Here is a 24,984-nt window from a genome sequence, read left to right as displayed (position 1 = left end):
TAGCAAAGGTCCCTTGCTCTCCCTCAGGCGTCCCGCCGCCTGAGCACCGTCGAACCGGTGACCAGACCGGCCGCCGCCCAAGCCGCACAGAGCGCGACGCCGACCCAAGGCGCGTAGGGCGCGACGCCGCCGAAGATCGGGTTCGGCTGCCCTGGCGTGACCATCGCGTTGACCCCCGCGAAGCCGGGGAAGTAGTTCACGAGGTCTTCCCAGCCCAGCGAGCCGGCGAACATCGGGATCATCACCAGCAGCACGAACACCGTCACGATCGTCCCCGCCGTCGAGCGCAGCGCCGTCCCCAGGCCGAGGCAGAGCAGGCCCAGCAGCGCGAAGTAGGCGCCCATGCCCGCCGCGGTCGCGAGGACTTCGCCGACCGAAGAGTCCGGCGCGGGAATCAGCGGCGCCGAGATCGCCACACCGGCGAGGGTGTTCAGCACGCCGTAGCCGAACAGCACGGGCAGCAGGACGGCCGATTTCGCCGCGAGGACCCGGTTCCGCACCGGGACCCACTGCAGGGTCGAGCGGATGCTGCCACTGGCGTACTCGCTCGTCATGAACAGCGTCGCCAGCGCGACCACGGCGAACTGCGAGAGATAGAACGCCGCTCCGGTCACCACGGCGTGCGGGGCCATCGGACGGTCGCTGCCGTTCTGCAGCGCGAAACCCAGAGCCGCCGAGTAGGCCAGCATCAGGGCGAGCCCGCTGATCAGGCACCACCAGGTCGACCGGACCGACCAGAACTTGGTCCATTCCGACGAGATCGTGTTCATCGTGCGCTCCACTGCTTGAAGAAGCCGGTCAGCTCGTCACGGAAGAACTTCAGCGCCTTCCGCGAGTCGATCGATCCGTACTGGTTCTCGACCTCGGCCGGCGGGACGTGCGGGCGCAGCCCCAGCTGGTCGATCAGGATCGCGGCGTCGGTCACCGATGAATGGCCGCTGTTCTCGACCAGGTCCTGCTTCTTCGGCCCGGTGAGCCGCGGCCAGGTCTCGTCCCAGGACGCCCGGTAGTACTTCTCACCGGTCGGGCTGGTCAGCAGCAGGAACGGCCGGTCGAGGGAGACGGTGCCGAAGAACGGGCCGTCGACGTTCACGCCCGCCTTGATCCGCCGGTCGGCGACCATCGCGGCGGCGGTCGCCGAACCCCCGGCGGAGTGACCGGCCATCCCGATCTTCGTCGCGTCGATCGACCATCGGCGGTCCTTCAGCAGGGTGTCGACGACGAACGTCGTGTCGACCGCACGGTTCGCGATCGCGGCGGGCCACGGGTCACCCGGTTGTCCACAAGCGACACACTGGCGCAGCCCGTCGGGGAACTCCGTCGCCCAAGCTTCGTAGGCGTGGTCGATCCCGGCGACCACGAAGCCTTGCGCGGCAAGGTGTTCGGCCACCGAGGTCAGGGTGACCCGGTTGTTGCCCGCGCCCGGTGAGAGCACCACCAGCGGACGCCGTCCGGGCAGCGAGGGCGCGTTCTCCCGGGAGTGGACCCGCACCTTGCTCAGCGCGTCCGGGGGCAGGTCGAGTTTCCGCCCCGCGACCGCCGCCGCGGACTCGGCGTTGGTCATGTACAGCGGCGCGCGTCCGACCGGGACGGCCGGGTACCAGACGTTGACCATCAGTTCGCGCCGCTTTTCCGGTACCCAAGGGTCGGCTCGCCGCTGATCGGTGAGGTGCAGCGTGCGCAGCCCGATCGGGAGCGGGCCGCCCGGGGCGGGCAGCGACAGTTCCGGTGCCGCCGACGCGGCCGCCGGCACCCCCAGCAGGCCGGCGATCACCGCCACCAGGACCATGAGTGACTTCATGCCGCGACTCCCGTTCCGTATTCGACCGACGACGCGGTCAGTTCCATGTACGCCTGTTCAAGTGACGCGGTCCGTTCGGCCAGTCCGTGCACGCGGATCCCGAGTTCGTGCACCGCGTCGCCGACGAGGTGGACGGGCAGGTCGTGCACGAGCAGTTCGTCCTGATCGGATTCCGTGGTCGCGCCGAGCGCCCGAAGGCGCTGTTCGAGAACGCGCAGATCGGCGGGAGCGGGCACCCGCACCACGACCGACGTCCGCGAATTGCCCGCGATGAACTCGTCGACCGGCGCGTCGGCGAGCAGTTTTCCCTTGCCGATGACGACCAGCCGGTCCGCGGTCAGCTGCATCTCGCTCATCAGATGGCTCGACACGAAAACCGTGCGGCCCTCTTCCGCGAGCGACCGCATCAGCTGCCGTACCCAGCGGACGCCGTCGGGGTCGAGGCCGTTCACCGGTTCGTCGAACATCAGCACGCCCGGGTCGCCGAGCAGGGCACCGGCGATCCCGAGGCGTTGCCCCATCCCGAGGGAAAACGTCCCGGCGCGTTTGCCCGCGACCTCGGTGAGGCCCACCGTCGCGAGCACTTCGTCCACCCGGCTCGCCGGGCTCCCGTTGCTGCGCGCCATCGCCAGGAGATGCTTGCCCGCGCTCCGGCCGGGATGCAGCGCCTTGGCCTCCAGCAGCGCGCCGACCTCGCGCAGCGGGAAACGCAGGTCCGCGTACGTCTTGCCGCCGATGTGGACCTCGCCCGCGCTGGGCGCGTCGAGGCCGAGCGTCATCCGCATGGTCGTCGACTTGCCGGCGCCGTTGGGACCGAGGAAACCGGTCACCTTGCCCGGCTCGACGGCGAACGTCAGCCCGTCGACCACCGTCTTCTCGCCATAGCGCTTCGTGAGTCCTCGAAGCGTGATCATCCGCGTCCTCCTTCGTGTCCCTGAATCCTCCGATGCGGGGACACCCGCGGACATCGCCCCGAAGTCATCGGTCATCCCTTACTTTCGTCAGGTGCCGCTCGGCACGAGTCCCCGCGGAAAGGCAGAATCGGCGCCATGACCACCCGCGAACAACGGCGTGTGAATCCGCTCGACCTGGTGATGCTCGTACTCGCCGTGTTCTCCGTCGGGCTGCTCGCCTACGTGACGTTCTTCCCGCATTCGGAGGAGACGGCGCACCGCGTCTTCGTCATCGACACGACGGTGTGCGGGATCTTCGCCCTGGAATTCCTCTGGCGCTGGCGGCGAAGCGGCTGGGAAAAGCGGTTCCCGCTGCGCAACTGGTACGAGATCCTCGGCATGATCCCCATCGCGCATCCGGCGCTGCGCGGGTTCCGGCTGCTGCGGATCATCGTGGTGCTGGTCCGGCTCGCGCGCACCGCCGACCGCGCGTTCGGGGAGCGGTTCACGCAGCGGCTGGTCGAACGGCTTTCCCGGCCGATCGTGCTCGCGATCAAGAAACCGATCACGATCGCGGTGCTCGACGAGGTCGTCAAAGTACTGGAAACCGGCAACTATCCGCAGAATCTCGCGCGCTCACTCGGCGAGAACCAGACGCTGTTGCGGGGGATCATCGCGGAGAAGCTCAAGAACGATCGGCAGGCAGGGCGGCTTTCGAAGCTGCCGTTCCACGACGAGGTGGTCCGCTCGGTGATCGACACCGCGATGCGCGTGATCCTCGAAGTGCTGACCGATCCGCGGATCGATGAGTTCTTCGCACATGTGGTCCGGGAGAACCGGGAGCAGATCCGCAGCGCCGTGCAGCTGGGGCTGAACGAGCGTGAGGACGACGAGGAGCTGGCGGCGCAGTTGCCGACTCGGCCTCAGCATCAGCTGATGGACTGACCTCGTGAGGTGCGCCGGGTGGGGGCGGCGTTCAGCGGGTCCTCCGGCCAGGGATGCTTCGGATAACGACCGCGGAGATCGGCGCGCACGGCCGCGTAACCGTTGCGCCAGAACGATTCCAAGTCGGCGGTGACCGCGGCGGGCCGTCCGGCGGGGGAGAGCAGGTGCAGTACGACGGGGACGCCCGCCAGTCTCGGCGTCGAGAGCCAGCCGAAGGTCTCCTGCAGTTTGACGGCGAGCACGGGCTGTTCGCCCGAGTAGTCGACCCTGATCCGCGAACCCGACGGTACCTCCAGCCGGTCCGGCGCCAGTTCGTCCAAACGCGACGCCTCTGGCCAAGGCAGAAGCCCGCGCAGCGCGGCGCCGGCGTCCAGCGCGGCGAGGTCGGACCGGCGACGGGCCGAGCCGAGATCGAGCCAGCTGTCCAAAGTAGACAAAAGATCCGTGTCGGACACCGATGGCCAGGGCGGGCCCAGCACGCGATGCAGGAAGGAAAGTCGCTCGCGCAGCCGCTTGCCGTCCTCGTTCCAGCGCAGCAGGCCGAGCCCTTCGGCGCGCAACCCGTCCAGCAGCGCGGCGCGGATCGCGTCCGGCGAGGGCGAACGCAACGGCTTCTCCGAGAGTGTGATCGCGCCGAGCCGCCGCACCGACCGCGCCACGACGTCACCGGAGGACCAGCGCACTTCGTCCACTGAGGACATCAGATTCGGTGCGGCGCGCACGGCGAGGTCTTCGTCCGCGGGCGCGGCCAGCCGGATGATCCCTTGCGCGCGGCCGGGATCGCGGGTCGCTTCGGCCACCGCCAGCCATTCGACGTCGGCCAGTCCGCTTCCGCGCGGCAGTTCGGCAGCGGTTCCACCGGCCATCAGATACACCGGTGTGCCCGCGGAACGCCGTCGCGCGAGCCGCTCGGGGTGCGCCAGCGCCACGACCAGTGCCGGATCGGAGGCGTTGCCGCCGTCGGGAACCAGCCGGGAAAGCCTTCGTACGTCGCGCTTCCAGCGTTCGTCGCCGCGCACCCGCCGCAGTTCGGCTTCGAGGTCGGTCAGCGTGCCGCCGCTGTCCAGCAGTGCGACGACTTCGGCCGCCGAACGCGCGTTGGTCCGCGCCGCGCCGTCCAGCAACGCCCTCGCCAGCCGCGGATGCAGCCCCAGGCCGGCCATTTTCCGCCCGCGCTCGGTCACCGTGCCGTCTTCCGCGGTCGCCCCGAGCGTGGTCAGCAACGCGCGACCGGCGGCCAGCGCGCCCTCGCCGGGCGGATCCCACCAGGCGAGGCCGGAACCGTCCGGAGTGGACCAGCACGCGAGTTCCAAAGCGAATCGCGACAGCTCGGCCGTCCGGATCTCGGGTTCGGGATAGGCGGGCAGGGAACCCTGTTCGTGTGCCGCCCAGCACCGGTACGCACGTCCCGGTGCCTCCCGCCCGGCACGGCCGGCGCGCTGCTCCGCGACCGCTGCCGAAACGCGGACCGTCGCCAGCCCGGGCAGGCCGCGGCGGTGATCGACGCGGGGGACGCGGGACAGTCCGCAGTCCACCACCGCACGCACGCCCGGCACGGTCAGACTGGACTCGGCGACCGAGGTCGAGAGCACCACCCGGCGGCGGGCACGCGGGCGCAGCGCGTCGTCCTGGTGTGCCGCCGACAGCCGCCCGTGCAGGGGAAGCACGTCGGCGTCGAGGCCGCTGAGCAGGCCGCTCACCCTGGCGATCTCACCCGCGCCGGGCAGGAAGGCGAGCACGTCACCGTCCCCTTCGGACAGTGCTTTGTGGATCACGCGAGCGACGGTCGCCTCGATCCGCTCGCCGCGCGCGGGCGGGGAGTAGGAGACGTCGACCGGATAGGTCCTCGCGTGCGCGGTGATCACCGGCGCGTCCCCGAGCAGGGCCGCCAGCCGTCCGGAGGCCACGGTGGCGGACGTCGCGAGCAGGCGCAGGTCTTCGCGCAGCCCGGCGCGCACGTCCAGGAGCAGCGCGAGCAGCAGATCCGCGTCGAGATGGCGTTCGTGGCATTCGTCGAGCAGGACGGTCGACACCCCGGCGAGTTCGGGATCGCCCTGCACCCGCCGGACCAGCAACCCCGACGTCACCACTTCGATCCGCGTCGAAGAGGACACCTTCCGGTCGCCGCGAACCGAGTAGCCGACCGTCTCGCCGACCCGTTCGCCCAGCAGGGACGCCATCCGCGCCGCCGCGGCCCGCGCCGCCAGCCGCCTCGGTTCGGCGACGATCACCCGGCCTTCGCCGTTGTCCAGCGCGAGCGGCACCAACGTGGTCTTGCCGGTCCCCGGGGGCGCGACGAGTACGGCGGTGCCATGGGCGTCGAGCGCGGCTTCGAGTTCGGGCAGGACGGCGCGAACCGGCAGATCGGGAAGGGTCACTTCTCGGTGACCTGTGGCGGAGGCGGGATCCGGTAGCCGGACGGGCCGATGTTGCGGTTCAGCGATTCGAGCCATTCGCCGGACGAGATCATCTTCTGGATCGCCTTGGCCACCGCCGCCCGCCCCTCGGTGTCTTCCTTGCGCAGGCCGACACCGTACTTCTCCTTCGAGAACGGCTTGCCGACGACTCGCAGCAGCTCCGGATTCTGCGCCACGTAACCGGCGAGGATGACGTCGTCGGTGGTCACCGCGTCCACTTGCCCGGCGAGGAGAGCCGTGACGCAGTCCTGGTAGCGCGGGTATTCGACGAGCTGGACGGCCTGCGCGAACTTGTCGCGCACCTGTTCGGCGGAGGTGGTGCCGCCCACGGCGCACAGCTTGCGGCCGTTGAGGTTCTCGGGGCCGGTGATGTCGGTCGACCGGAGACGGACGAGCAGATCCTGGCCCGTGTCGAAATACGGCCCGGCGAAACCGACGACCTGTTTCCGTTTTTCGGTGATGGAGTAGGTCGCCACCATCAGATCCGTGATCCCCGAGGTGATGTCCGTCTCGCGGGACGACGGCCTGCTGTCGTGCCAGGTGATGTGATCCTCGTCGACGCCCAATTCGCTCGCGACGTACTTCGCCACGTCGACGTCGAAGCCGACGTACCGGCCGTCCATCGTCCTTCGGGAAAGGCCCGGCTGGTCGAAGCGGATGCCGATGGTGAGCTTGTTGGACGCGACGGCGCGCGTGACGAGAGAGTCCGACGGGCCGGCCTCTTCGCCGCAGGCCGCCGCTGTGACCAGCATCAAGCAGGCCATCAGCAGGGCGTGTCCCCTCATCGGGTGCCTCCGTCCGCCGCCTCACACTGTTCTCAGGGTCGGCGGTTAGCCTAGGCCCGTGCGTAGACCGCCCCAAGTCGTACTCGACGCCGTGGGCACACTCGCCCGGCTCGGACTGGCCGCCGTCTGGTTGGTTTCCGGAGCGCTGAAGATCAGCGATCCGGGGCAGACCTACATCGCGGTCCAGGCTTTCGACGTCCTGCCGGACGGGCTCGTCCGCCCGGTCGCGATCGGGATGCCGCTCGTCGAACTGGCGCTCGGCCTGTTCCTGCTCGCCGGGTTCGTGACCCGGTGGGTGTCGGTGCTGTCGGTGCTGACGCTGGCGGTGCTCATCGCCGCGATCGCCCAATCCTGGGCGCGCGGACTGAGCATCGACTGTGGCTGCTTCGGCGGTGGCGGTCAGATCGCCGCGGATCAGACGAAGTATCCGCAGGAGATCGCCAGGGACCTCGGGTTCGCGCTACTGGGTGTCTGGCTGATCGTGCGGCCGCGGACCTGGCTGTCCGTGGACGGCTGGCTCGGGAACTCTCGCGCCCCCGCCGACGACGACTATGTGGGTATCGCTGAAGGGAACGAATAATCGTGGGTGGAGCTGAGCGCAACGCTCGGAAACGCAAGCAGCAGCAGACGGCGTCGCGCTCGGTGGCACAGGCCAGGGGCGTCGCGGGCGGCGACAAGAAGAAGGTCGTCGCGATCACCGTCGCGGTGGTCGTGCTCGCCGCGCTGGTGATCGGTGGCGTGATCTGGACGACGTCCAGCAAGGACAGCACCGAGGGCAAGGTGATCGGGGCGCAGCCGACCGCCTCGGCGCCCGGTGTCGTCGAGAAGCGCGAGGGGGCGGCCGTGGTCGTCGGCAAGCCCGAGGCGAAGAAGACGGTCGACATCTACGCCGACTTCCTCTGCCCGGTTTGCAAGCAGTTCGAAGAGTCGTTCAAGGGACAGATCGAGGAGCAGGTGAACAACGGGACCCTGCAGGTCCGGTACCACATGCTGCCGATGCTCAACCAGCGCTCCGACCCGCCGGGCTACTCGCTGGACTCCGCCAACGCCTCGCTCGCCGCGGCCGACGCGGGCAAGTTCGTCGCCTTCCACGACGCGCTGTTCAAGGATCAGCCGGAGGAAGGCGGACGCGGGTTCGACAAGGCGCAGCTGATCAAGCTCGGACAGGACGTCGGCATCACCGATCCGGCCTTCGCGATCAAGGTCAACAGCGGCGCCTACGACCAGGAGATCCAGGACGCGTACAAGAAGATCTCGACGGACCCGTCGCTGCAGCAGGACTTCGGCAACGGCCCCGGGTTCGGCACGCCGACCGTGACCGCGAACGGGCAGGTCGTGAAGCTGGAGCAGGACTGGGTGCAGAAGGTCATCGGCTAGCTCGCTTCGTGAAGGCCCCCTTCCTGGCGCATGGGCGCAGGAAGGGGGCCTTCATGCTGTCCGGGGTCGGGCCTGCGGCCGGGTGGTAGCAAAGGTCCCTTGCTCCCTTTTCGCAGGTCAGGGGCGCGAAGCGGCGGCGACGGTCGCGAAGGCGTGTACGCGGGCCGTCTCCGCGGAGCGCGGCCAGACGAGGCCCCACTCGACGTCGGGAGAGCCGGCGAAGGGCACGAAGCGGATTCGCGGGTGGCTGAAGTACTCCCGCGCGTGCGCGGCGAGCGGGCAGATGCCGGCGCCGGTGGCGATCGCGGCGAGCAGTTCCTGAAAGGTCGCGAAGGGTTTGCCCCGGGTCACGGGGTGTCCTGCCGGCGTCAGCCACTGCCGAGGCTCCTCGATCCAGTACGGCTCCGGCGGATGCGCCGCGCGAAGGACGGTGTCGCGGGCGAGGTCGTCCAGAGTCACGGACTTCCGCCGCGCGAAAGGGTGTTTCGACGACACCGCGAGCACCATCGGTTCGGTGTACACGACCGGTCCGGTCGTGAGATCCGGCTCGTCGGCCGGAAGCAGGGTCGCCAGCACGTCGATCTCACCCGATCGCAGCATCGCCATCGGGTCGGCGAAATCGGCCTCGCGGATGAGCAGTTCCGTGTCCGGGTAGCGCTGCCGGAAACGGTCCAGGAGGTCTTCGATCAGGTCGGCGACGCCGGGTGCTTCGAAACCCAGCCGCAGCACGCCACCGATCCCGCGTCCGGCCGCGATCGCGCGGTCGATGCCGTCGTGCAGCGCGCGGTAGGCGGGGCCGAGGTCGTCGCGCAGCCGTTCACCGATCGGCGTGAGCCGGACGCGCCTGCTGGTGCGGGCGAAGAGCGGCGCGCCGATCCGGCGTTCCACCTGCTTGATCGTCTGGCTCACCCGAGCCTGCGAGACGTGCAGGCGTTCGGCGGTGCGGCCGAAATGCAGCTCGTCGGCCAGCGCCAGGAAGATCTCGATGTCCCGCAATTCCATAATCCCCAGGTTATCGATACGGCTCGGTGCCGGTCAGCGGGAACCGACTTTTCTGCAGGTCTAGCGCTTGATCATGTATTAATTCAAGATATGAATTTACACACTTCGGCATGGGTGGTGAGGTATGAGGAAATTCGCGGTCCAACTCGCTCTGCTGTTCGTTTCGTGTCTCGCACTGGCGTTGGCGCCGGTGACGGCACAGGCGGCACCCGCGTTCCAGGTGCTGGCCTTCTACAACGGCACCTACGACCCGGCGCACATCAGTTTCGTCAAGGAAGCCAACCAGTGGTTCCCGAAAACCGCTTCTCAGCACAACTTCGGTTACACCGCGACCAACGACTGGAACCGGCTGAACTCGCTGCAGCCCTCGCAGTACCAGGTCGTGCTGTTCCTCGACGATCTGCCGCAGACCTCGGCGCAGCGTGCGGGCTTCGAGCGTTACATGAACGCGGGTGGGGCGTTCCTCGGTTTCCACGTGGCGGCGTTCACCACTGATCCGTCCACTTGGGACTGGTACCACAACCGATTCCTCGGCACGGGCGCGTTCAAGTCCAACACCTGGGGCCCGACGACGGCGACGCTGAAGGTGGAGAACCGGCCGCATCCGTCGATCACGCGGCTGCCCGCGACCTTCACCTCGTCGGTGAGCGAGTGGTATGCCTGGAACAGGGATCTGCGAAAGAACCCGGACATCCGGATCCTCGCCTCGGTGGATCCGGTGAGCTTCCCGCTCGGGACCGATCCGAATCAGTCCTGGTACAGCGGGTACTACCCGATCCTCTGGACCAACGCCAAGTACAAGATGCTGTACGCCAACTTCGGGCACAACAGGATGAACTACGAGACGAACCAGCCGCTTTCGTCGACCTTCGGCAGTGAGGTGCAGAACCGCTTCGTCATCGACGGTCTGCTGTGGCTGGGTGGCTCGAAGACGTCGTAAGCTCGGCACCGGAGGCCCGAACGGGGTGCATTTCCCCTGGTCAGGGCCTCCGGTGGCAGCAAAGGTCCCTTGCTACTCCTCGATGGCCCCGCCGACCGCCCGCAGGTGCTGCCGGAACGTCAGCGAAGGCGACTTCGCGCGCTCCGCGAGGAAATCGGCGAAACGTACTTGCTCGCGAAGGGACTCTCCGGCGCGGATCCGGTCGGCCTGGAGGCGCTCGGTGTCGCGGATACCCTCGGCGCGGTCCAGCACCTCGTCCACCCGGTCGGCCGGGACGAACAGGACGCCGTCCTCGTCGCCGAACACGAGGTCCTCCCGCGTCACCGTCCACTCGCCGACGACGGCCGAATCGAGCGCGTCGTCCGGGCGGGCGGAGACCGAGAGCGGACCGGTCGGGATCGAGCCGAGGCTGAACACCGGCAATCCGATCTTCTTGATGTCGGCGGTGTCGCGATGCAGCCCCCAGATGACCACGCCGCTCAGCCCGGCGGCCTCGGCTTCGAGCACCGCGAGGTCTCCGACGCAGCTCTCGTCGAGCCTGCCGCCGTTGTCGACGACGAGGACATCGCCGGGGTTCGCGGTTTCGTATGCCTCCAGGAAGACGTCGACGCTGCCGACGTGCCGGGCGGGGGTGACCCGCCCGGCCACGCGACCGCCGGGCACGACCGCGTGCGTACCGGCGGGCGCGCAGCGGACCGGGACGCCGGCGCGGACGCAGCCGTCGGTCAAATGCGCGGTGTTCAGCAGGGAGAACCGCTGCCGAAGCTCCTCGGGATCCATACCCCGACCTTAGCGACACGTGCCCTAAGTAACATCCGTGCAGACCTGTATGTAAGGGGTTGATAAATACAGTCCTGTCTGTATCTTCAGTGGCAACAGCAACGACAAGGAGCGTCGTGGTGGCCAACAAGGTGTACGTCGTCGGCGTGGGCATGACGAAGTTCGAGAAGCCCGGACGGCGCGAGGACTGGGATTACCCGCAGATGGCCAAGGAGTCGGGGACCAAGGCGCTCGAAGACGCCGGGATCTCCTTCGACGAGGTGCGGCAGGCCTACGTCGGCTACGTCTACGGCGAGTCGACCTCGGGGCAGCGGGCGGTCTACGAACTGGGCATGACCGGGATTCCGGTCGTCAACGTCAACAACAACTGCTCGACCGGCTCGACCGCGCTGTACCTCGCCGCGGAGGCGATCCGGGGCGGCCGCGCGGACTGCGCGCTCGCGCTGGGTTTCGAGAAGATGCAGCCTGGATCACTCGGCTCGACCTACGACGACCGCGAGCAGCCGATGGGCAGGCACATCCAGGCGCTCGCGGAGATCTCCGAGGTGCTCTTCCCGCCCGCGCCGTGGATGTTCGGCGCGGCGGGCCGCGAGCACATGAAGACCTACGGCACCACCGCCGAGCACTTCGCCAAGATCGGGGAGAAGAACCACCGCCACTCGGTGAACAACCCGTACGCGCAGTTCCAGGAAAGCTATTCGCTGCAGGACATCCTGGACTCGCGGATGATCTACGACCCGCTGACCAAGCTCCAGTGCTCACCGACGTCGGACGGCTCAGGTGCGGCGATTCTCGCCAGTGAGTCCTTTGTGGACTCGCATGGGCTGGCGGCGCAGGCCGTGGAGATCGTCGGGCAGGCGATGACCACCGACTTCGCCAGCACCTTCGACGGTACCGCGAAGAACATCATCGGCTACGACATGAACGTCCAGGCCGCCCGCCAGGTGTACGACCAGGCCGGGCTCGGCGCGGAGGACTTCCAGGTCATCGAATTGCACGACTGCTTCTCCGCCAACGAGCTCCTGCTCTACGAAGCGCTGGGACTCTGCGCCGAAGGGGAAGCCGGGAAGCTCGTCGACTCCGGGGACACCACCTACGGCGGCAAGTGGGTCGTCAACCCGTCCGGCGGGCTGATCTCCAAGGGACACCCGCTCGGCGCCTCCGGCCTCGCGCAATGCGCCGAACTCACTTGGCAGCTGCGCGGAACTGCGGACAAACGCCAGGTCGACGGTGTCCAGGCCGCATTGCAGCACAACATCGGACTCGGCGGCGCCGCCGTCGTCACCGCCTACCAGCGCGCCGAGCGCTGATCCCGAAAGGAAGAACCATGGGCAAGATCAGTGCCTCCGTCGAACTCCCGGCAGCTCCCGACAAGGTGTGGGCGGAGTTCTCCAATCCCAACAACTTCGAGAAGTGGCTGACCATCCACACCAAGTGGAAGGGCGAGGTCCCGGCCGAGTTCTCCAAGGGAGCCCAGGCTTCCGAGGTCGTCACGATGCTGGGGATGCCGAACACCATCACCTGGACCGTCGACGAGTTCGAGGCGCCGTCGAAGCTGGCGATCTCCGGGACCGGGATGGCCGGGGTGAAGGTCAAGTTCGAGCTGTCGGTGGAGGCGTCCGGCGAAGGTTCTCTCGCCAGCATCGACGCGGAGTTCGCCGGGCAGATGATCGTCGGCGCGCTCGGCAAGGCCGTCGAGAAGGACGGCAAGAAGAACCTCGACGCCTCGCTCGAGAACTTCAAGGCGCTGGTCTCGTGACCGAGCGGTTCGACCCCGGTGGGCTCGGCAAGTGGACCGACGAGTCCAGGTTCGAGGTGACCCGTGAGCGGCTGATCGAGTACGCGAAGGCCACCAACGACCCGATCCCGGCACATCTCGCCGGGGACGTCGCGAGCCCCGTGTTCGCGATCGTGCCGGTGTTCGAGTCGCTGATGGAACCCGCGCTCGAGGTCGTCCCGGTCGGGTTGTTCGGCCGGATCGTGCACGGAGAGCAGGAATTCCGGTTCCACCGGCCGATCCGCCCCGGCGACAAGCTCGTGTCGCGAGCGCGGATGACCGGATACGAAGGACTGGAGAACGGCACGCGCGGCACCATCCACCTCGAATGCCGGACCGAGGGCGGCGACCTGGTCAACGAGCAGTACGTGACCCTGTTCGTGCGCGGGTTCGACACCGGCGAGACGCGGGGCGAACTCGGGCCGGAGCACAAGTTCGACGAAGCCCTGCGTTCGCAGGCGCCGGTGGCGAAGGTCAGCCAGCACGTCGATGACGACCAGACCTATCGGTACGCGCCGGCCGCGGGCGATCCCATGCCCATCCATCTCGACGAAGAGGTCGCGAAGGATTCGGGGCTGCCAGGGATCATCGCGCACGGCCTGTGCACCATGGCGTTCACCTCGTGGGCGCTGCTGACCGAGGTGGCTGGGTCCGATGTGGACAGACTGAAACGGTTCGCCGTGCGGTTCGCCAAACCGGTGCTGCCCGGGCAGGACCTGACGACGTTCATCTGGAGCGCGGGCGGCGGGAGCTACGCCTTCGAAACCACCGTCGGCGAAACGGTCGTGATCAAAGACGGCCTCGCGGAATTCGCGGAGTAGGAGCAAAAGCCATGGGAGCACTCGACGGGCGGGTCGCCGTCATCACCGGCGCCGGACGCGGGATCGGCCGCGAGCACGCGCTGCTGTTCGCGCGCGAGGGCGCGAGCGTCGTGGTCAACGACCTCGGCGGCGCGAACGACGGCAGCGGCAGCGACACCGGGCCCGCACAGGAAGTCGTCGACGAGATCCGCGCGGCGGGCGGGAAGGCCGTGGCGAACACGGCCAACGTCGCCGACTGGGCGGGCGCGGAGGAACTGGTCGCGCAGGCGGTGGGCGAGTTCGGCAGGCTGGACGTCGTCGTGAACAACGCGGGCATCCTGCGCGACGCGTTCATCGCCGGACTTGAGGAGTCCCAATGGGATTCCGTGATCGCGGTGCATTTGAAGGGGCACGCGGCGGTGCTGCGGCACGCGGCCGCGTATTGGAAGGGCGCGAGCAAGGCCGGCGAGCCGGTGGCGGGTTCGGTGATCAACACCGCGTCGGCGTCCGGGACCACGTTGCCGAACGCGGGGCAGGCGAACTACGGCGCGGCGAAGGCGGGGATCGCCGCGCTGACGCTGGTCGCCGCCGAGGAACTGGAACGCTACGGCGTGCGGGTCAACGCGATCGCGCCGATCGCGCGCACGCGGCTCACCCTGGCGACGCCGGGTATGGGCGCGATCTTCGCGCAGGAGGTCGAGGAAGGGGAGTTCGACGCGTTCTCCCCGGCGAACATCTCGCCGCTGGTGGCTTACCTCGCGACCGAGAAATGCCCGCTCACCGGCAAGGTGTTCGCGGTGCAGGGCGGCGCGATCTCCGAACTCGCGGGCTGGCACGACGTCAAGGTGATCGAAACCGAAGCGGCCTGGGAGATCGACGACATCGCCGCGAGGCTGCCGTGATCGAGTGGTCCGAGACCGAACTGCTGATCAGGGACGCGATCCGGGAGTTCGTCGACAAGGAGATCCGGCCGCATCTCGACGCGCTCGAAAGCGGGACGCTGCCGCCGTACGACATCATCCGGAAGATGTTCGCGTCCTTCGGCATCGACGCGCTCGCGCGGGAATCGGTGTCGAAACTGCTGTCGAAGGAGCGCGGGTCCGGTGGCGGCGGTCTGGCGTTCGGTGGGCAGGAGGCGATGGCGCTCATCGCGGTGAGCGAACTGGCCGGGGTCAGCCTCGGCATCGTCGCCTCGCTTGGCGTGAGCATCGGGCTGACCGCGCAGACGATCCTGACCAAGGGCACACAGGCGCAGAAGGAACGGTGGCTGCCGGGGCTGGCGACGTTCGAGAAGGTCGGCGCGTGGGCGATCACCGAACCCGACTCGGGCTCGGACGCTTTCGGCGGCATGAAGACGTCGGTGCGGCGCGACGGTGACGAGTATGTCCTCAATGGACAGAAGACGTTCATCACCAACGGGCCTTACGCCGACACGATCGTCGTGTACGCGAAGCTCGACGACGGCGACGACACCGCGGTCCGGGACCGCAAGGTGCTGACGTTCGTGCTGGACAAGGGCATGCCCGGGCTCACGCAGGGCAAACCGTTCAAGAAGATGGGCATGATGTCCTCACCGACCGGCGAGCTGTTCTTCAGCGACGTCCGGCTCGGGCGGGACCGGCTGCTCGGCGAATCCGAGACCGGCCGGGACGGTGACAGCAAGGCCGAGGTGAAGTCCGGGTTCGCCGTCGAGCGGATCGGCGTCGCGGCACTGGCGCTCGGGATCATCAACGAATGCCACCGGCTTTGTGTGGACTACGCGAAGAACCGGAAGCTGTGGGGCCAGGAGATCGGGCGGTTCCAGCTGATCCAGCTCAAGCTGGCGAAGATGGAGGTCGCGCGGATCAACGTGCAGAACATGGTGTTCCAGCTGATCGAGACCCTGCGCGCGGGCAAGATGCCGACGCTGGCCGAGGCTTCGGCGATGAAGCTGTACTCGTCCGAGGCGGCCACCGAAGTGGCGATGGAGGCCGTGCAGCTGTTCGGCGGGAACGGGTACATGGCGGAGTACCGGGTGGAGCAGCTGGCGAGGGACGCGAAGTCACTGATGATCTACGCGGGCAGCAACGAGATCCAGGTGACGCACATCGCGAAGGGCCTGCTGGGTCCTCGCAATTAGTCCTCTGAATGCGGTGGGCGCGGGCGGCGGTGGAGCAAGGGACCTTTGCTACCACGTGGGGAGTCGGCTGCCCGGTGACCGATGGGCCTGCTCGCGTGATTGGACGGCCGACATGCGTGATTGGGCGGACGGCTCGCGTGATTGGGCGGACGGCTCGCGTGATTGGGCGGACGGCACGTGTGATTGGGCGGACGGCTCGTGTGATGGGGGGCGTAACTCGCGTGATTGGGGGCGTATCACGCGTGATTGGAGGCGGAACTCAGGTGGTGGGTGAGTTCCGGCTCCGATCACGCGAGTTACGGCTTCGATCACGCGAGTGCGGGGGTTAGTCCCGTTCGATCAGGTGGCCGACGACCTCCGGGCCCGGGTGCGCGTGGCCGGAGCCGTCGCGCCGGACGTCGACTTCGGGCAGCTCCACCGGGTCACCGGTGCGCGAGGCGCCGGCGGGACGCGGGCCGATCCAGCCCACGACCAGCCGCGTCTCGCCCTTGAGGAACCGCTGCGCCCGGACACCGCCGGTCGCGCGGCCCTTGGCCGGGTACTCGCTGAACGGGGTCACCTTCACACTCGCGCCGGTCGCGGTGACGACCATCGGCTCGCCGTGTTCGGCGTCGTCGGTGCGGATCGCGCCGAAGAAGACCACTTCCGCTTCACCGCGCACGGTGATCCCGGCCATGCCGCCGCCCTTGAGTCCCTGCGGCCGCACGAGCGAAGCCGGGTAGCGCAGCAGCGACGCTTCGGACGACAGGAAAGCCAGCGTCTCTTCGCCGTCGGTGAGCCAGGTGGCGCCGACGACCTCGTCGCCGTCCTTCAGGCTGATCACGTCGAACTCGTCCGACCGGACCGGCCATTCTGGCGCGCACACCTTCACGACACCGTGCTTCGTCCCGAGCGCGAGACCCGGGGAGCCTGCCGCCTGTTCGCCGAGCGGGGCCAGCCCGATGACGCGCTCGCCCTTCTCCAGCGGCACCAGTTCCTTCGCGGCCATCCCGCCGCGCAGGGAGACGGTGCCCGCCTGCTCGGGCAGCACCGGCAGCGGCAGCACGTCGGTCTTGAACGCGCGACCACGGTTGGTCACCAGCAGCACCTGACCGCGTGCGGTCGAATGGACCACCGCGGACACCGAGTCGTGTTTGACCCGGCCGTTGCGGCGCCGCACTTCCGACGCTTCCTCCGATTCCGCCGCCGTCCGCGCGACCAGCCCGGTGGCCGACAGGATCACCTGGCACGGATCGTCCGCGACCTCCAGCGGACCCGACGGCTTCGACGCGGCGAGGACCTCCTTGAGGTCGCCGTCGATCAGCGCGGTGCGGCGTTCGGTGGGGTGGTCCTTGGCGATCTTGGCCAGCTCGGCCGAGACGACCTTCTTCAGCACCGACTCGTCGTCGAGGATCTTCGACAGCTCGGCGATCTCCTCGCGCAGCTTGTCCTGCTCGGCTTCGAGCTCGATCCGGTCGTACTTCGTGAGCCGCCGCAGCGGGGTGTCCAGGATGTAGGTCGCCTGGATCTCCGAGAGCTTGAACCGCTTCATCAGGCCGTCCTTCGCGGCCGCGGCGTTCTCGCTCTCGCGGATCAGCTTGATCACCTTGTCGATGTTGAGCAAGGCGATCAGCAGACCGTCGACCAGGTGCAGACGCTCTTCGCGCTTGCGGCGCCGGTAGCGAGTGCGGCGGGTGGCGACCTCGTAGCGGTGGCTGAGGAAGACCTCCAGCAGCGCCTTGAGCCCCAGCGTCTGCGGCTGCCCGTCCACCAGGACGAGATTGTTGATGCCGAACGACTGCTCCAGCGGCGTGAGCCGGTACAGATCCGCGAGCAGCGCCTGCGGGTTCACCCCGACCTTGCATTCGATGACCAGCCGCGTGCCGTTCTCGCGGTCGGTGAGGTCCTTGACGTCGGCGATGCCGGTGAGCCGCTTGGACTTGTTGACCTCGTCGGTGATCTTCTCGATCACCTTCTCCGGGCCGACGCCGTACGGCAGTTCGGTGACGGTGATCGCCTGGCGGCCGCGGCTGCCCTCCAGCGGCCCGGTCTCGGCGCTGGCGCGCATCCGCACGACGCCGCGGCCGGTCTCGTACGCGCGGCGGACCTCGTCGAGGCCCAGCAGGGAACCACCGGTCGGCAGGTCGGGCCCAGGGACGAACTCCATCAGCTTGTCGAGGGTGGCGTTCGGGTGGTTGATCAGCCACCGCGCCGCGCCGATGACCTCGGTCAGGTTGTGCGGGATCATGTTGGTCGCCATCCCGACCGCGATCCCGGAAGTGCCGTTGACCAGCAGGTTCGGGAACGCCGCCGGCAGCACGGACGGCTCTTCGAGCGAGCCGTCGTAGTTCGGCCGGAAGTCGACGGTGTCCTCGCCGAGTTCGCCGACCAGCAGCATCGCCTCCGGGGACAGCCGCGCCTCGGTGTACCGCGAGGCGGCCGGGCCGTCGTCGGGGGAGCCGAAGTTGCCGTGCCCGTCGACCAGCGGGACGTTGAGCGAGAAGTCCTGCGCCAGCCGGACCATGGCGTCGTAGATCGCCGTGTCCCCGTGCGGGTGGTACTTGCCCATCACGTCGCCGACCACGCGGGACGACTTCACGTACGCGTGCGTCGGCCGGTAGCCGTTCTCGTTCATCGAGTACATGATCCGGCGGTGCACCGGCTTCAGCCCGTCCCGCGCGTCCGGGAGCGCCCGCGAGTGGATGACCGAATAGGCGTACTCCAGGTACGAATCCTCGATCTCCGTCTTCAGCGAGTTGTCGAAGACGTTCGCGCCGGGCTTGTCGAACGCGGAGGGGTCGACCTTGGTGGTGGTGCCCTTACGGCGTGCCATTGCTCAAAGCTCCTTGAATAGCAGCGAAATCAGGCGTCGATGGCTTCGCGGTCGACCCGGTCGGAGGATTCGACCAGCCAGTTGCGGCGCGGTTCGACCTTCTCGCCCATCAACAGCTCGAGCGCGTTCTCCGCGGCTTCGACGTCGTCGAGGGTGATGCGGCGGACCGAGCGGGTGGCCGGGTTCATCGTGGTGTCCCACAGTTCGTCGGCGTCCATCTCGCCGAGACCCTTGAACCGCGGCACCGGCGTGACGATCTGCTTGCCCGCCCGCTCCAGCTCCGCGAACTTGGTCTCCATCTCCTTCTGGGTGAAGGTGAAGTGGGTTTCCGGGTTGCGGCCCTTGGTGACCAGTTTGTGCAACGGCGGCATCGCGGCGTAGAGCCTGCCGTCCTCGATGACCGGCCGCATGTACTTGGCGAACAGGGTGATCAGCAGCGTGCGGATATGCGAACCGTCGACGTCCGCGTCGGCCATCAGGATCACCCGGCCGTAGCGCATGGTCGACAGGTCGAACGTGCGCCCGCTGCCCGCGCCGAGCACCTGCACGATCGAGGCGATCTCGGCGTTCTTCAAGGTGTCGCCGAGCGACGCCTTCTGGACGTTGAGGATCTTGCCGCGCAAGGGAAGCAGCGCCTGGTACTCCGACACGCGCGCCATCCGCGCCGAACCGAGCGCGCTGTCACCCTCGACGAGGAACAGCTCACTGCGGGCGACACCGGTGGTACGGCAGTCGACCAGTTTCGGCGGCATGGCCGCGCCTTCGAGCGCGGTCTTGCGGCGGGCGGCGTCCTTCTGCTGCTTCTGGGTGAGCCGGACGCGTGCCGCGTCGACCACCTTCTGCAGCACGATCTTCGCCTCGGATTTGGTCTTGCGCTCTTCGGTCCAAGATCGGATGTGCTTGTCGACGACGCCCTGGATGACGCGGGTGATCCCGGCGGTGGACAGCTCGTCCTTGGTCTGCGAGGTGAACTGCGGCTCCGGCAGCCGGACGTGGACGACCGCCGTCATTCCTTCGAGCACATCCTCGACGGTCGGCATGTCCTCCTTGGGCTTGAGCAGCCCGCGGGTTTTGGAGATGGCGTCCTGCAAGGCTTTCAGTACCGCTCGGTCGAAACCGCGGCGGTGCGTGCCGCCGTGCACGTTGCGGATGGTGTTGGTGAAGCACTCCACCGTGCGCTCGTAGCCGGTGCCCCAGCGCAGTGCGACCTCGATCTCCGCGTGACGCACCACATTGGACTGCATGACACCGCTGGCGTCGGCCGCGTTCTCCTTGTACGTGCCCTCGCCGTTGATGATCAGCGTGCCGCAGACGGGTTTCTCGCTGTCCGGGGCGAGGAAATCGACCATGTCCGCGAGGCCGTTGGGGAAGTGGAAGGTCTCTTCGCTGATCGAGTCGTCGACGGCGGTGCGCAGTACGTACGTGACGCCGGGGACGAGGAACGCGGTGTTGCGCATCTTCGCGCGGACACCCTCGACGTCGAGCGCGGCGCCGCTCTCGAAGTAGCGCGAGTCGTACCAGTACCTGATCGACGTGCCCGAGCGCTCGCCGCGTTTCATCTTGCCGGTGACGTTCAGCCCGGACTTGCGGGTGAACTTCGCCTTCGGGCCGGGGCCGTCGAACACGCCGGGGACGCCGTGCGCGAACGACATCTGGTGGACCTTGCCGTTCTGCTTCACCGTGACGTCGAAGCGGTGCGACAGCGCGTTCACCGCCGAGGCGCCGACGCCGTGCAGGCCGCCGGAGGTCTTGTAGCCGGAGCCGCCGAACTTGCCGCCCGCGTGCAGCCTCGTCAGCACCAGCTCGACGCCCGACAAACCGGATTTGGCGTGCGTGCCGGTGGGGATGCCGCGACCGTCGTCGTCGACCTGGACGCTGCCGTCGGCGTGCAGGGTGACCACGATCTTCGTGGCGTGACCCGCCACACCTTCGTCGGTCGAGTTGTCCACGACCTCGGAGAACAGATGGTTGATGCCGCGGCTGTCGGTGGAGCCGATGTACATCCCGGGGCGCTTGCGGACCGCTTCCAGACCCTCGAGATGCGTCAGGTCGTCGGCCCCGTACAGGGTCTCAGCAGTCACTGGGTACTTCTCCTGGAGTCATGGCTCGCGAACTAGCTCGTGGAGGTGGTGTTCAACGCGACACCGTACTGGAGGATATCCGTCCCCTCCGACAGCTTCGTCCTCCCGAGCCCCGGGTGTGGCGGATCACGCCGTCCCGATGGCCGGGTCACGGCTGGGGAAAGCGACTTCCTCCAGGCCTGGATGAGGCGTTATCGTTCCCGGTGTCACACGGTGACAGGGGGAAGAAGGTGGCCGTCGGAACCGGTCCCACACGCGTCTCGACCGCACAACGCGTCGTGAGTCTCTGGTATTTCGTGGCGGTCGTCGGGTCGCTCGGCGTGTTCGCGCCGTTGCCGCTCATACATGCCGCCCTACGGCTGCGCCGGGCGTCTTTGTGGCCGTACATCCTGGCCTACTCCGCGGTGTCCTGCCTGATGTTCTATGCCCTCGCGCGGGCGGGCGACGCGGACAACACGGAGATCGCCTTCGGCTTTCTCTGGTTTTTCGGCACGATCCTGTATGTCACCGTGGCCTGTGTCCACCTCGCCCTGCTGCGGAAGAGGATCCTCTACCCGCCGCCGACGGCGTGGGTCGAGTCCGGCATGCACTGCGGGCTGTTCTCGATCGACATCGCCGGCTTCGGCCAGGTCGGGCGCAGCAGCGAGGTCTTCGTCCAGGTCCGGCGCATGCTCTTCGGTGTGCTGGCCAACGCCTTCGAGGCCAGCGGGATCGCCTGGGACGCCTGCCTGAAGCGCGATACCGGGGACGGCATGATCGTCGTGGTCCCGCCGCATTTCCCGAAGTTCCGCCTGGTGTATCCGCTCGTCTCCCGGCTGACCGCGGAACTCACCAGGTACAACGTCGTCACCGAGCCCGGCCTGCGGATTCGCGTGCGGGTGGCGATCCACGCCGGTGAGATCGCCCTCGACGAGTACGGCGTGACAGGACGGCCGAAGGTGCTGCTCGCCCGGCTGCTCGATTCACGCGTGCTGCGCGACGCGCTGGCCGAGGCGCCGGACGACGCGCCCGTGGTGGCGCTCGTCTCGGACCGGTTCCACGAGGACGTCCAGGACCAGGGCGGCCCCGGTCTCGACACGATGAGCTACCGGCAGGTGCTCGTGCACGAGAAGGAGACCGAGGTCCGCGCCTGGCTGCACGTCCCGGATCCGGTGCTCAGAGAGCTGCGGTGAGAATTTCCAGCGCGCTGTGCTGACGGGCGGCGTCGATCTTGTCGACCGGTCCGGCCCAGCGCAGGCCGTGCTGATCGAGCGACGTGCGGTTGTTCGCGATCGTCGAGTTCGCCTGTCGCGTCAGGTAAGCCCGGTACGGCCTGCCGGCCAGCACCCGGTCCAGCTCGCCGAGCCCTCTGGCGTACGCGCCCTTGAAGGACGGCCCGTCGGCGCCGCAGTCACCGGACTCGCACGGGTCTCGGAGGATCCCGTTCGAGTGAAGCAGCGACGTCGTGGTGGAGGCGTCCGCGAGTCGCCGGGCGGTGGTGAGCAGGGTGGCGTCGCCGGTCGCGCGGTTCAGTTCGACCAGCGCGCCGAGGACGATGCCCTGGTTGTAACTCCAGACGGCCTGCCCGTTGTTGGCGCAGGAGGAGTTCAGGCCGTCGTTGACCAGGCCGGCCCCGTTGATCATGCCGCTCGCGCGGAACCAGCCCCAGACCTCGCGTGCCCGCGCGAGCTGGAGCGTGTCGCCGGGGAGCCGGTTGTGCAGTGACGCGGCGACTTTCACGTACAGCTCGTTGGTGACGGCGTTCTTGTACGTCTTCGCCGTCGACCACCAGAGCCCGCCGCCGCAGGTCCCGTCGCGGTAGGAGTACATGTAGTTCGCCGCGATGACGGCGGTGTCGAGATAGCGGCGGTCCTTCGTCAGGTCGTAGGCGCGGATCCAGGCGAGCGCCCACCAGCCGGTGTCGTCGATGTATTCGTTGGTGAAGTTGTCGCCGCGGTTGCGGTCGAAGGTGTTGGCGATGGCGTAGCGGTAGTTCCGCGAGCCGGTTCTGGTGCTGTAGTCGAGGATCGCGGTGAGCGCGTTCGCCGAATTCCACCAGCCCGTGGTCTGCCACAGCCCGGTGCCGTTGTCGTAGAACTGCATGAGCGCGGTGGCGGCGGCTTCGGTGCGGTCGTTCGCGGCGACCGTCGTGCGGAACCACGGCGTGCAGGCGATTTCCGGCCGGTTGCTCGCCTTCCCGCAGGCGCGCAGCGCGCCGAAGCGGTGGGTGGCGGGGTCGTCGGCGTTGAACATCAGGGTCCGCCAGCCGCGGTGGCCGGACGGGATCCTGGTGTCGCCGATCCGGCTGTCGCCCGCCCAGGTGCGGCCGCCGTCGAAGGAACGGTCGAGCCAGACCTCGTCGCCGGGGTCGCCGTCGGTGATGCCGCCCCAGCCCATGTTGTCGCCGTCGGAGAGATGCAGTGTGATGCCGCGGCCCCAGACGGATGCCGTGCCGGGTCTTCTCTCATCGACGGCCAAGGCGGGGTCGCGGCTGTCGCAGTACTTGGCGCAGATCGTCGCCGCGACGGTGGGTTCGGAAGTGGTGGTGGCCGGCGTGAGAGCGAATGTCAACGTTGTCACAAGCAGGGAGGTGAGCCACATGGATTCGAGTGTGGGGGCGGTCACTTTCCGGGCCGATCAAGTCACCCTTTCAGCTCGCGCCGATGGTCTGGAATACTTCTTGCGCGCGTGAGGTTGAACGCTCAAGCAACGTAACCCCGGCCCAGGGAGCAGGTCATGCAGTTCGGAATCTTCACGGTGGGCGATGTGACGACCGACCCGACCACCGGGGAGGCGCCCAGCGAGTACGAGCGGATCAAGGCGATGGTGCGCATCGCGCTCAAGGCCGAGGAAGTCGGCCTCGACGTCTTCGCGACCGGCGAGCACCACAACCCGCCCTTCGTGCCTTCGTCGCCGACGACGATGCTCGGCTACATCGCCGCGCAGACGTCGAAGATCATCCTTTCCACCTCGACCACGCTGATCACCACGAACGACCCGGTGAAGATCGCCGAGGACTTCGCGATGCTGCAGCATCTCGCCGACGGCCGCGTCGACCTGATGATGGGGCGGGGCAACACCGGCCCGGTGTACCCGTGGTTCGGGCAGGACATCCGCCAGGGCATTCCGCTGGCCATCGAGAACTACCACCTGCTGCACCGGTTGTGGCGTGAGGACGTGGTCAGCTGGTCGGGCAAGTTCCGGACGCCGCTGCAGGAGTTCACCTCGACTCCGCGGCCGCTCGACGGTGTTCCGCCGTTCGTGTGGCACGGTTCGATCCGCAGCCCGGAGATCGCCGAACAGGCCGCCTACTACGGCGACGGGTTCTTCGCGAACCACATCTTCTGGCCGAAAGAGCACTTCCAGGCGCTGATCGGCCTCTACCGCGAGCGCTACGAGCACTACGGGCACGGCAAAGCGGACCAGGCCATCGTCGGACTGGGCGGCCAGGTGTTCCTGCGGCCGAAGTCGCAGGACGCGGTGCGGGAGTTCCGGCCGTACTTCGACAACGCGCCGGTGTACGGGCACGGGCCGTCGCTGGAGGAGTTCACCGAGCAGACGCCGCTCACCGTCGGCAGCCCGCAAGAGGTGATCGACAAGACGCTGACCTTCCGCGAGCACTTCGGCGACTACCAGCGTCAGCTGTTCCTGATGGACCACGCCGGGCTGCCGCTGAAGACCGTGCTGGAACAGCTCGACCTGCTGGGCGAGCACGTGATTCCGGTGCTGCGCAAGGAACTCGACTCGCTTCGCCCGGCGCACGTGCCCGAAGCGCCTACTCACGCTTCCCGGTTGGAGGTTTCGGCATGACGACGATCGCAGTGGTGACCGCGGGCTTGAGCCGGCCCTCCTCGACGCGGCTGCTCGCGGACAAACTCGCCGCGGCCACGCGTTCGGTGCTGCCGGACGTGCGGATCGAGGTGATCGAACTGCGGGACCTGGCCGTCGACGTCACGAAGAACATGCTGACCGGATTCCCTTCGCCCGCCCTGCGGACGGCCATCGACACGGTGACCTCCGCGGACGGCCTGATCGCCGTGACGCCCGTGTTCACCGCGTCGTACAGCGGGCTGTTCAAGTCCTTCTTCGACGTGCTGGACCGGAAGGCGCTCGACGGGAAGCCGGTGCTGATCGGCGCTACCGGCGGAACCGAACGGCACTCGCTGGTGCTCGACTTCGCGCTGCGCCCGCTCTTCGCCTACCTTCGCGCCGAGCCTGTCGCGACGGCGGTGTACGCGGCTTCGTCGGACTGGGCGTCTCCGGGCGACCTCGACACGCGGGCTTCGCGGGCGGGGCGGGAGTTCGCCGCGCGGCTGTCGGCTGAGGCAACGGCCGCGGCTCCGGACAGCGGGTTCGTGCCGTTCGAGCAGCTGCTGCGCGCGGGGGAGTGAGCAAGGGACCTTTGCTACCACTTCCGCAGGTCGGGCACGGCAAAGGCGCGTGAAGGCCCCCTTCCCTCGACTCAGCCGAGGGAAG

The 24,984-nt window shown here is 68.1% G+C and carries 22 protein-coding genes; 12 read left to right on the top strand and 10 right to left on the bottom strand.

Annotation, left to right across the window (positions count from 1 at the left end; all coding sequences use genetic code 11):
• Positions 1–23: 23 nt before the first annotated feature.
• The 3 genes from BLW75_RS17500 to BLW75_RS17490 are packed head-to-tail and all read right to left on the bottom strand — an operon-like array spanning position 24 to position 2,715.
• Positions 24–770 carry an ABC transporter integral membrane protein gene (locus BLW75_RS17500; protein WP_034322234.1) on the bottom strand — a complete coding sequence of 249 codons (747 nt, stop codon included), beginning with the start codon at positions 768–770 and terminating at the stop codon, positions 24–26.
• A complete protein-coding gene (locus BLW75_RS17495; protein WP_034322098.1) occupies positions 767–1,801 on the bottom strand; it encodes an alpha/beta hydrolase family protein in 1,035 nt (344 codons plus the stop codon). The genes BLW75_RS17500 and BLW75_RS17495 overlap by 4 nt, the downstream gene beginning before the upstream one ends.
• Positions 1,798–2,715 carry an ATP-binding cassette domain-containing protein gene (locus BLW75_RS17490; RefSeq protein ID WP_034322096.1) on the bottom strand — a complete coding sequence of 306 codons (918 nt, stop codon included), beginning with the start codon at positions 2,713–2,715 and terminating at the stop codon, positions 1,798–1,800. Before BLW75_RS17490 ends, BLW75_RS17495 begins: the two co-directional genes overlap by 4 nt.
• A 135-nt stretch (positions 2,716–2,850) precedes the next feature.
• On the opposite strand from BLW75_RS17490, the gene BLW75_RS17485 reads away from it, so the two are divergent.
• Positions 2,851–3,639 carry an ion transporter gene (locus BLW75_RS17485; protein WP_034322094.1) on the top strand — a complete coding sequence of 263 codons (789 nt, stop codon included), beginning with the start codon at positions 2,851–2,853 and terminating at the stop codon, positions 3,637–3,639.
• Here BLW75_RS17485 and hrpB read toward each other — a convergent pair.
• Positions 3,624–6,017 carry an ATP-dependent helicase HrpB gene (gene hrpB, locus BLW75_RS17480; RefSeq protein WP_034322092.1) on the bottom strand — a complete coding sequence of 798 codons (2,394 nt, stop codon included), beginning with the start codon at positions 6,015–6,017 and terminating at the stop codon, positions 3,624–3,626. The genes BLW75_RS17485 and hrpB overlap by 16 nt on opposite strands.
• Positions 6,014–6,841: a glutamate ABC transporter substrate-binding protein gene (locus BLW75_RS17475; RefSeq protein WP_034322089.1), complete on the bottom strand. Its 828-nt coding sequence runs from the start codon at positions 6,839–6,841 to the stop codon at positions 6,014–6,016. Before BLW75_RS17475 ends, hrpB begins: the two co-directional genes overlap by 4 nt.
• A 91-nt stretch (positions 6,842–6,932) precedes the next feature.
• Between BLW75_RS17475 and BLW75_RS17470 the strand changes: the two genes are divergently transcribed.
• On the top strand, positions 6,933–7,421 hold the full coding sequence (locus tag BLW75_RS17470; RefSeq protein ID WP_034322086.1) for a MauE/DoxX family redox-associated membrane protein: 489 nt from the start codon (positions 6,933–6,935) through the stop codon (positions 7,419–7,421).
• A gap of 2 nt (positions 7,422–7,423) precedes the next feature.
• Positions 7,424–8,218 carry a DsbA family protein gene (locus BLW75_RS17465; RefSeq protein ID WP_034322083.1) on the top strand — a complete coding sequence of 265 codons (795 nt, stop codon included), beginning with the start codon at positions 7,424–7,426 and terminating at the stop codon, positions 8,216–8,218.
• Positions 8,219–8,335: 117 nt separating this feature from the next.
• Here BLW75_RS17465 and BLW75_RS17460 read toward each other — a convergent pair whose 3' ends face one another.
• A complete protein-coding gene (locus BLW75_RS17460) occupies positions 8,336–9,220 on the bottom strand; it encodes a LysR family transcriptional regulator (RefSeq protein WP_034322079.1) in 885 nt (294 codons plus the stop codon).
• Positions 9,221–9,344: 124 nt separating this feature from the next.
• On the opposite strand from BLW75_RS17460, the gene BLW75_RS17455 reads away from it, so the two are divergent.
• Positions 9,345–10,160 carry a ThuA domain-containing protein gene (locus BLW75_RS17455; protein WP_034322076.1) on the top strand — a complete coding sequence of 272 codons (816 nt, stop codon included), beginning with the start codon at positions 9,345–9,347 and terminating at the stop codon, positions 10,158–10,160.
• 72 nt (positions 10,161–10,232) lie between these two features.
• On the opposite strand, the gene BLW75_RS17450 is transcribed toward BLW75_RS17455, so the two are convergent.
• The gene (locus BLW75_RS17450) at positions 10,233–10,940 is read right to left on the bottom strand and encodes an RraA family protein (protein ID WP_034322073.1); all 708 of its coding nucleotides are present in this window, start codon (positions 10,938–10,940) and stop codon (positions 10,233–10,235) included.
• 116 nt (positions 10,941–11,056) lie between these two features.
• Between BLW75_RS17450 and BLW75_RS17445 the strand changes: the two genes are divergently transcribed.
• The 5 genes from BLW75_RS17445 to BLW75_RS17425 are packed head-to-tail and all read left to right on the top strand — an operon-like array spanning position 11,057 to position 15,636.
• Complete coding sequence (locus BLW75_RS17445) at positions 11,057–12,250, top strand: thiolase C-terminal domain-containing protein (RefSeq protein WP_198935836.1); 1,194 nt, start codon at positions 11,057–11,059, stop codon at positions 12,248–12,250.
• Between the two features lie 17 nt (positions 12,251–12,267).
• Entirely contained in the window at positions 12,268–12,699 is a 432-nt protein-coding gene (locus BLW75_RS17440; RefSeq protein WP_034322070.1) for a type II toxin-antitoxin system Rv0910 family toxin, read from the top strand.
• Complete coding sequence (locus tag BLW75_RS17435) at positions 12,696–13,538, top strand: MaoC/PaaZ C-terminal domain-containing protein (protein ID WP_034322067.1); 843 nt, start codon at positions 12,696–12,698, stop codon at positions 13,536–13,538. The genes BLW75_RS17440 and BLW75_RS17435 overlap by 4 nt, the downstream gene beginning before the upstream one ends.
• An 11-nt stretch (positions 13,539–13,549) precedes the next feature.
• Entirely contained in the window at positions 13,550–14,419 is an 870-nt protein-coding gene (locus BLW75_RS17430; RefSeq protein WP_034322065.1) for an SDR family oxidoreductase, read from the top strand.
• Positions 14,416–15,636, top strand: coding sequence for an acyl-CoA dehydrogenase family protein (locus BLW75_RS17425; protein ID WP_034322062.1), 1,221 nt, complete (start codon positions 14,416–14,418; stop codon positions 15,634–15,636). The genes BLW75_RS17430 and BLW75_RS17425 overlap by 4 nt, the downstream gene beginning before the upstream one ends.
• Before the next feature lie 325 nt (positions 15,637–15,961).
• Here the strand turns inward: BLW75_RS17425 and BLW75_RS17420 are convergent, their stop codons facing one another.
• Both BLW75_RS17420 and BLW75_RS17415 read right to left on the bottom strand, forming a co-directional pair.
• Positions 15,962–18,448 (bottom strand): DNA gyrase/topoisomerase IV subunit A, encoded by a 2,487-nt coding sequence (locus tag BLW75_RS17420; protein ID WP_034317691.1) that lies wholly within the window; start codon positions 18,446–18,448, stop codon positions 15,962–15,964.
• Between the two features lie 29 nt (positions 18,449–18,477).
• Positions 18,478–20,529 (bottom strand): DNA gyrase/topoisomerase IV subunit B, encoded by a 2,052-nt coding sequence (locus BLW75_RS17415; RefSeq protein WP_034317695.1) that lies wholly within the window; start codon positions 20,527–20,529, stop codon positions 18,478–18,480.
• Positions 20,530–20,759: 230 nt separating this feature from the next.
• On the opposite strand from BLW75_RS17415, the gene BLW75_RS17410 reads away from it, so the two are divergent.
• On the top strand, positions 20,760–21,701 hold the full coding sequence (locus BLW75_RS17410) for a hypothetical protein (protein ID WP_091597786.1): 942 nt from the start codon (positions 20,760–20,762) through the stop codon (positions 21,699–21,701).
• On the opposite strand, the gene BLW75_RS17405 is transcribed toward BLW75_RS17410, so the two are convergent.
• Positions 21,685–23,109: a glycoside hydrolase family 76 protein gene (locus tag BLW75_RS17405; RefSeq protein ID WP_034317700.1), complete on the bottom strand. Its 1,425-nt coding sequence runs from the start codon at positions 23,107–23,109 to the stop codon at positions 21,685–21,687. The two genes, BLW75_RS17410 and BLW75_RS17405, sit on opposite strands and share 17 nt — an antisense overlap.
• A gap of 135 nt (positions 23,110–23,244) precedes the next feature.
• Here BLW75_RS17405 and BLW75_RS17400 point away from each other — a divergent pair, with 135 nt between their 5' ends.
• Positions 23,245–24,318 (top strand): LLM class flavin-dependent oxidoreductase, encoded by a 1,074-nt coding sequence (locus BLW75_RS17400; RefSeq protein WP_034317703.1) that lies wholly within the window; start codon positions 23,245–23,247, stop codon positions 24,316–24,318.
• The gene (locus BLW75_RS17395) at positions 24,315–24,899 is read left to right on the top strand and encodes an FMN reductase (protein WP_034317706.1); all 585 of its coding nucleotides are present in this window, start codon (positions 24,315–24,317) and stop codon (positions 24,897–24,899) included. Before BLW75_RS17400 ends, BLW75_RS17395 begins: the two co-directional genes overlap by 4 nt.
• The last annotated feature ends 85 nt before the right edge of the window (positions 24,900–24,984 follow it).

The organism is Amycolatopsis lurida (assembly GCF_900105055.1).
GTDB classification, from domain to species: domain Bacteria; phylum Actinomycetota; class Actinomycetes; order Mycobacteriales; family Pseudonocardiaceae; genus Amycolatopsis; species Amycolatopsis lurida.
Note: the sequence above shows the minus strand (reverse complement) of the source record. Positions and strands in the feature narration are given on the sequence as shown.

Coding starts and splice junctions, on each gene's coding strand:
- BLW75_RS17490 (WP_034322096.1), bottom strand. CDS start 2,715: ATGATCACGCTTCGAGGACTCACGAAGCGCTATGGCGAGAAGACGGTG.
- BLW75_RS17485 (WP_034322094.1), top strand. CDS start 2,851: ATGACCACCCGCGAACAACGGCGTGTGAATCCGCTCGACCTGGTGATG.
- BLW75_RS17430 (WP_034322065.1), top strand. CDS start 13,550: ATGGGAGCACTCGACGGGCGGGTCGCCGTCATCACCGGCGCCGGACGC.
- BLW75_RS17475 (WP_034322089.1), bottom strand. CDS start 6,841: ATGAGGGGACACGCCCTGCTGATGGCCTGCTTGATGCTGGTCACAGCG.
- BLW75_RS17400 (WP_034317703.1), top strand. CDS start 23,245: ATGCAGTTCGGAATCTTCACGGTGGGCGATGTGACGACCGACCCGACC.
- BLW75_RS17420 (WP_034317691.1), bottom strand. CDS start 18,448: ATGGCACGCCGTAAGGGCACCACCACCAAGGTCGACCCCTCCGCGTTC.
- BLW75_RS17500 (WP_034322234.1), bottom strand. CDS start 770: ATGAACACGATCTCGTCGGAATGGACCAAGTTCTGGTCGGTCCGGTCG.
- BLW75_RS17455 (WP_034322076.1), top strand. CDS start 9,345: ATGAGGAAATTCGCGGTCCAACTCGCTCTGCTGTTCGTTTCGTGTCTC.
- BLW75_RS17450 (WP_034322073.1), bottom strand. CDS start 10,940: ATGGATCCCGAGGAGCTTCGGCAGCGGTTCTCCCTGCTGAACACCGCG.
- BLW75_RS17440 (WP_034322070.1), top strand. CDS start 12,268: ATGGGCAAGATCAGTGCCTCCGTCGAACTCCCGGCAGCTCCCGACAAG.
- BLW75_RS17405 (WP_034317700.1), bottom strand. CDS start 23,109: ATGTGGCTCACCTCCCTGCTTGTGACAACGTTGACATTCGCTCTCACG.
- BLW75_RS17395 (WP_034317706.1), top strand. CDS start 24,315: ATGACGACGATCGCAGTGGTGACCGCGGGCTTGAGCCGGCCCTCCTCG.
- BLW75_RS17460 (WP_034322079.1), bottom strand. CDS start 9,220: ATGGAATTGCGGGACATCGAGATCTTCCTGGCGCTGGCCGACGAGCTG.
- BLW75_RS17495 (WP_034322098.1), bottom strand. CDS start 1,801: ATGAAGTCACTCATGGTCCTGGTGGCGGTGATCGCCGGCCTGCTGGGG.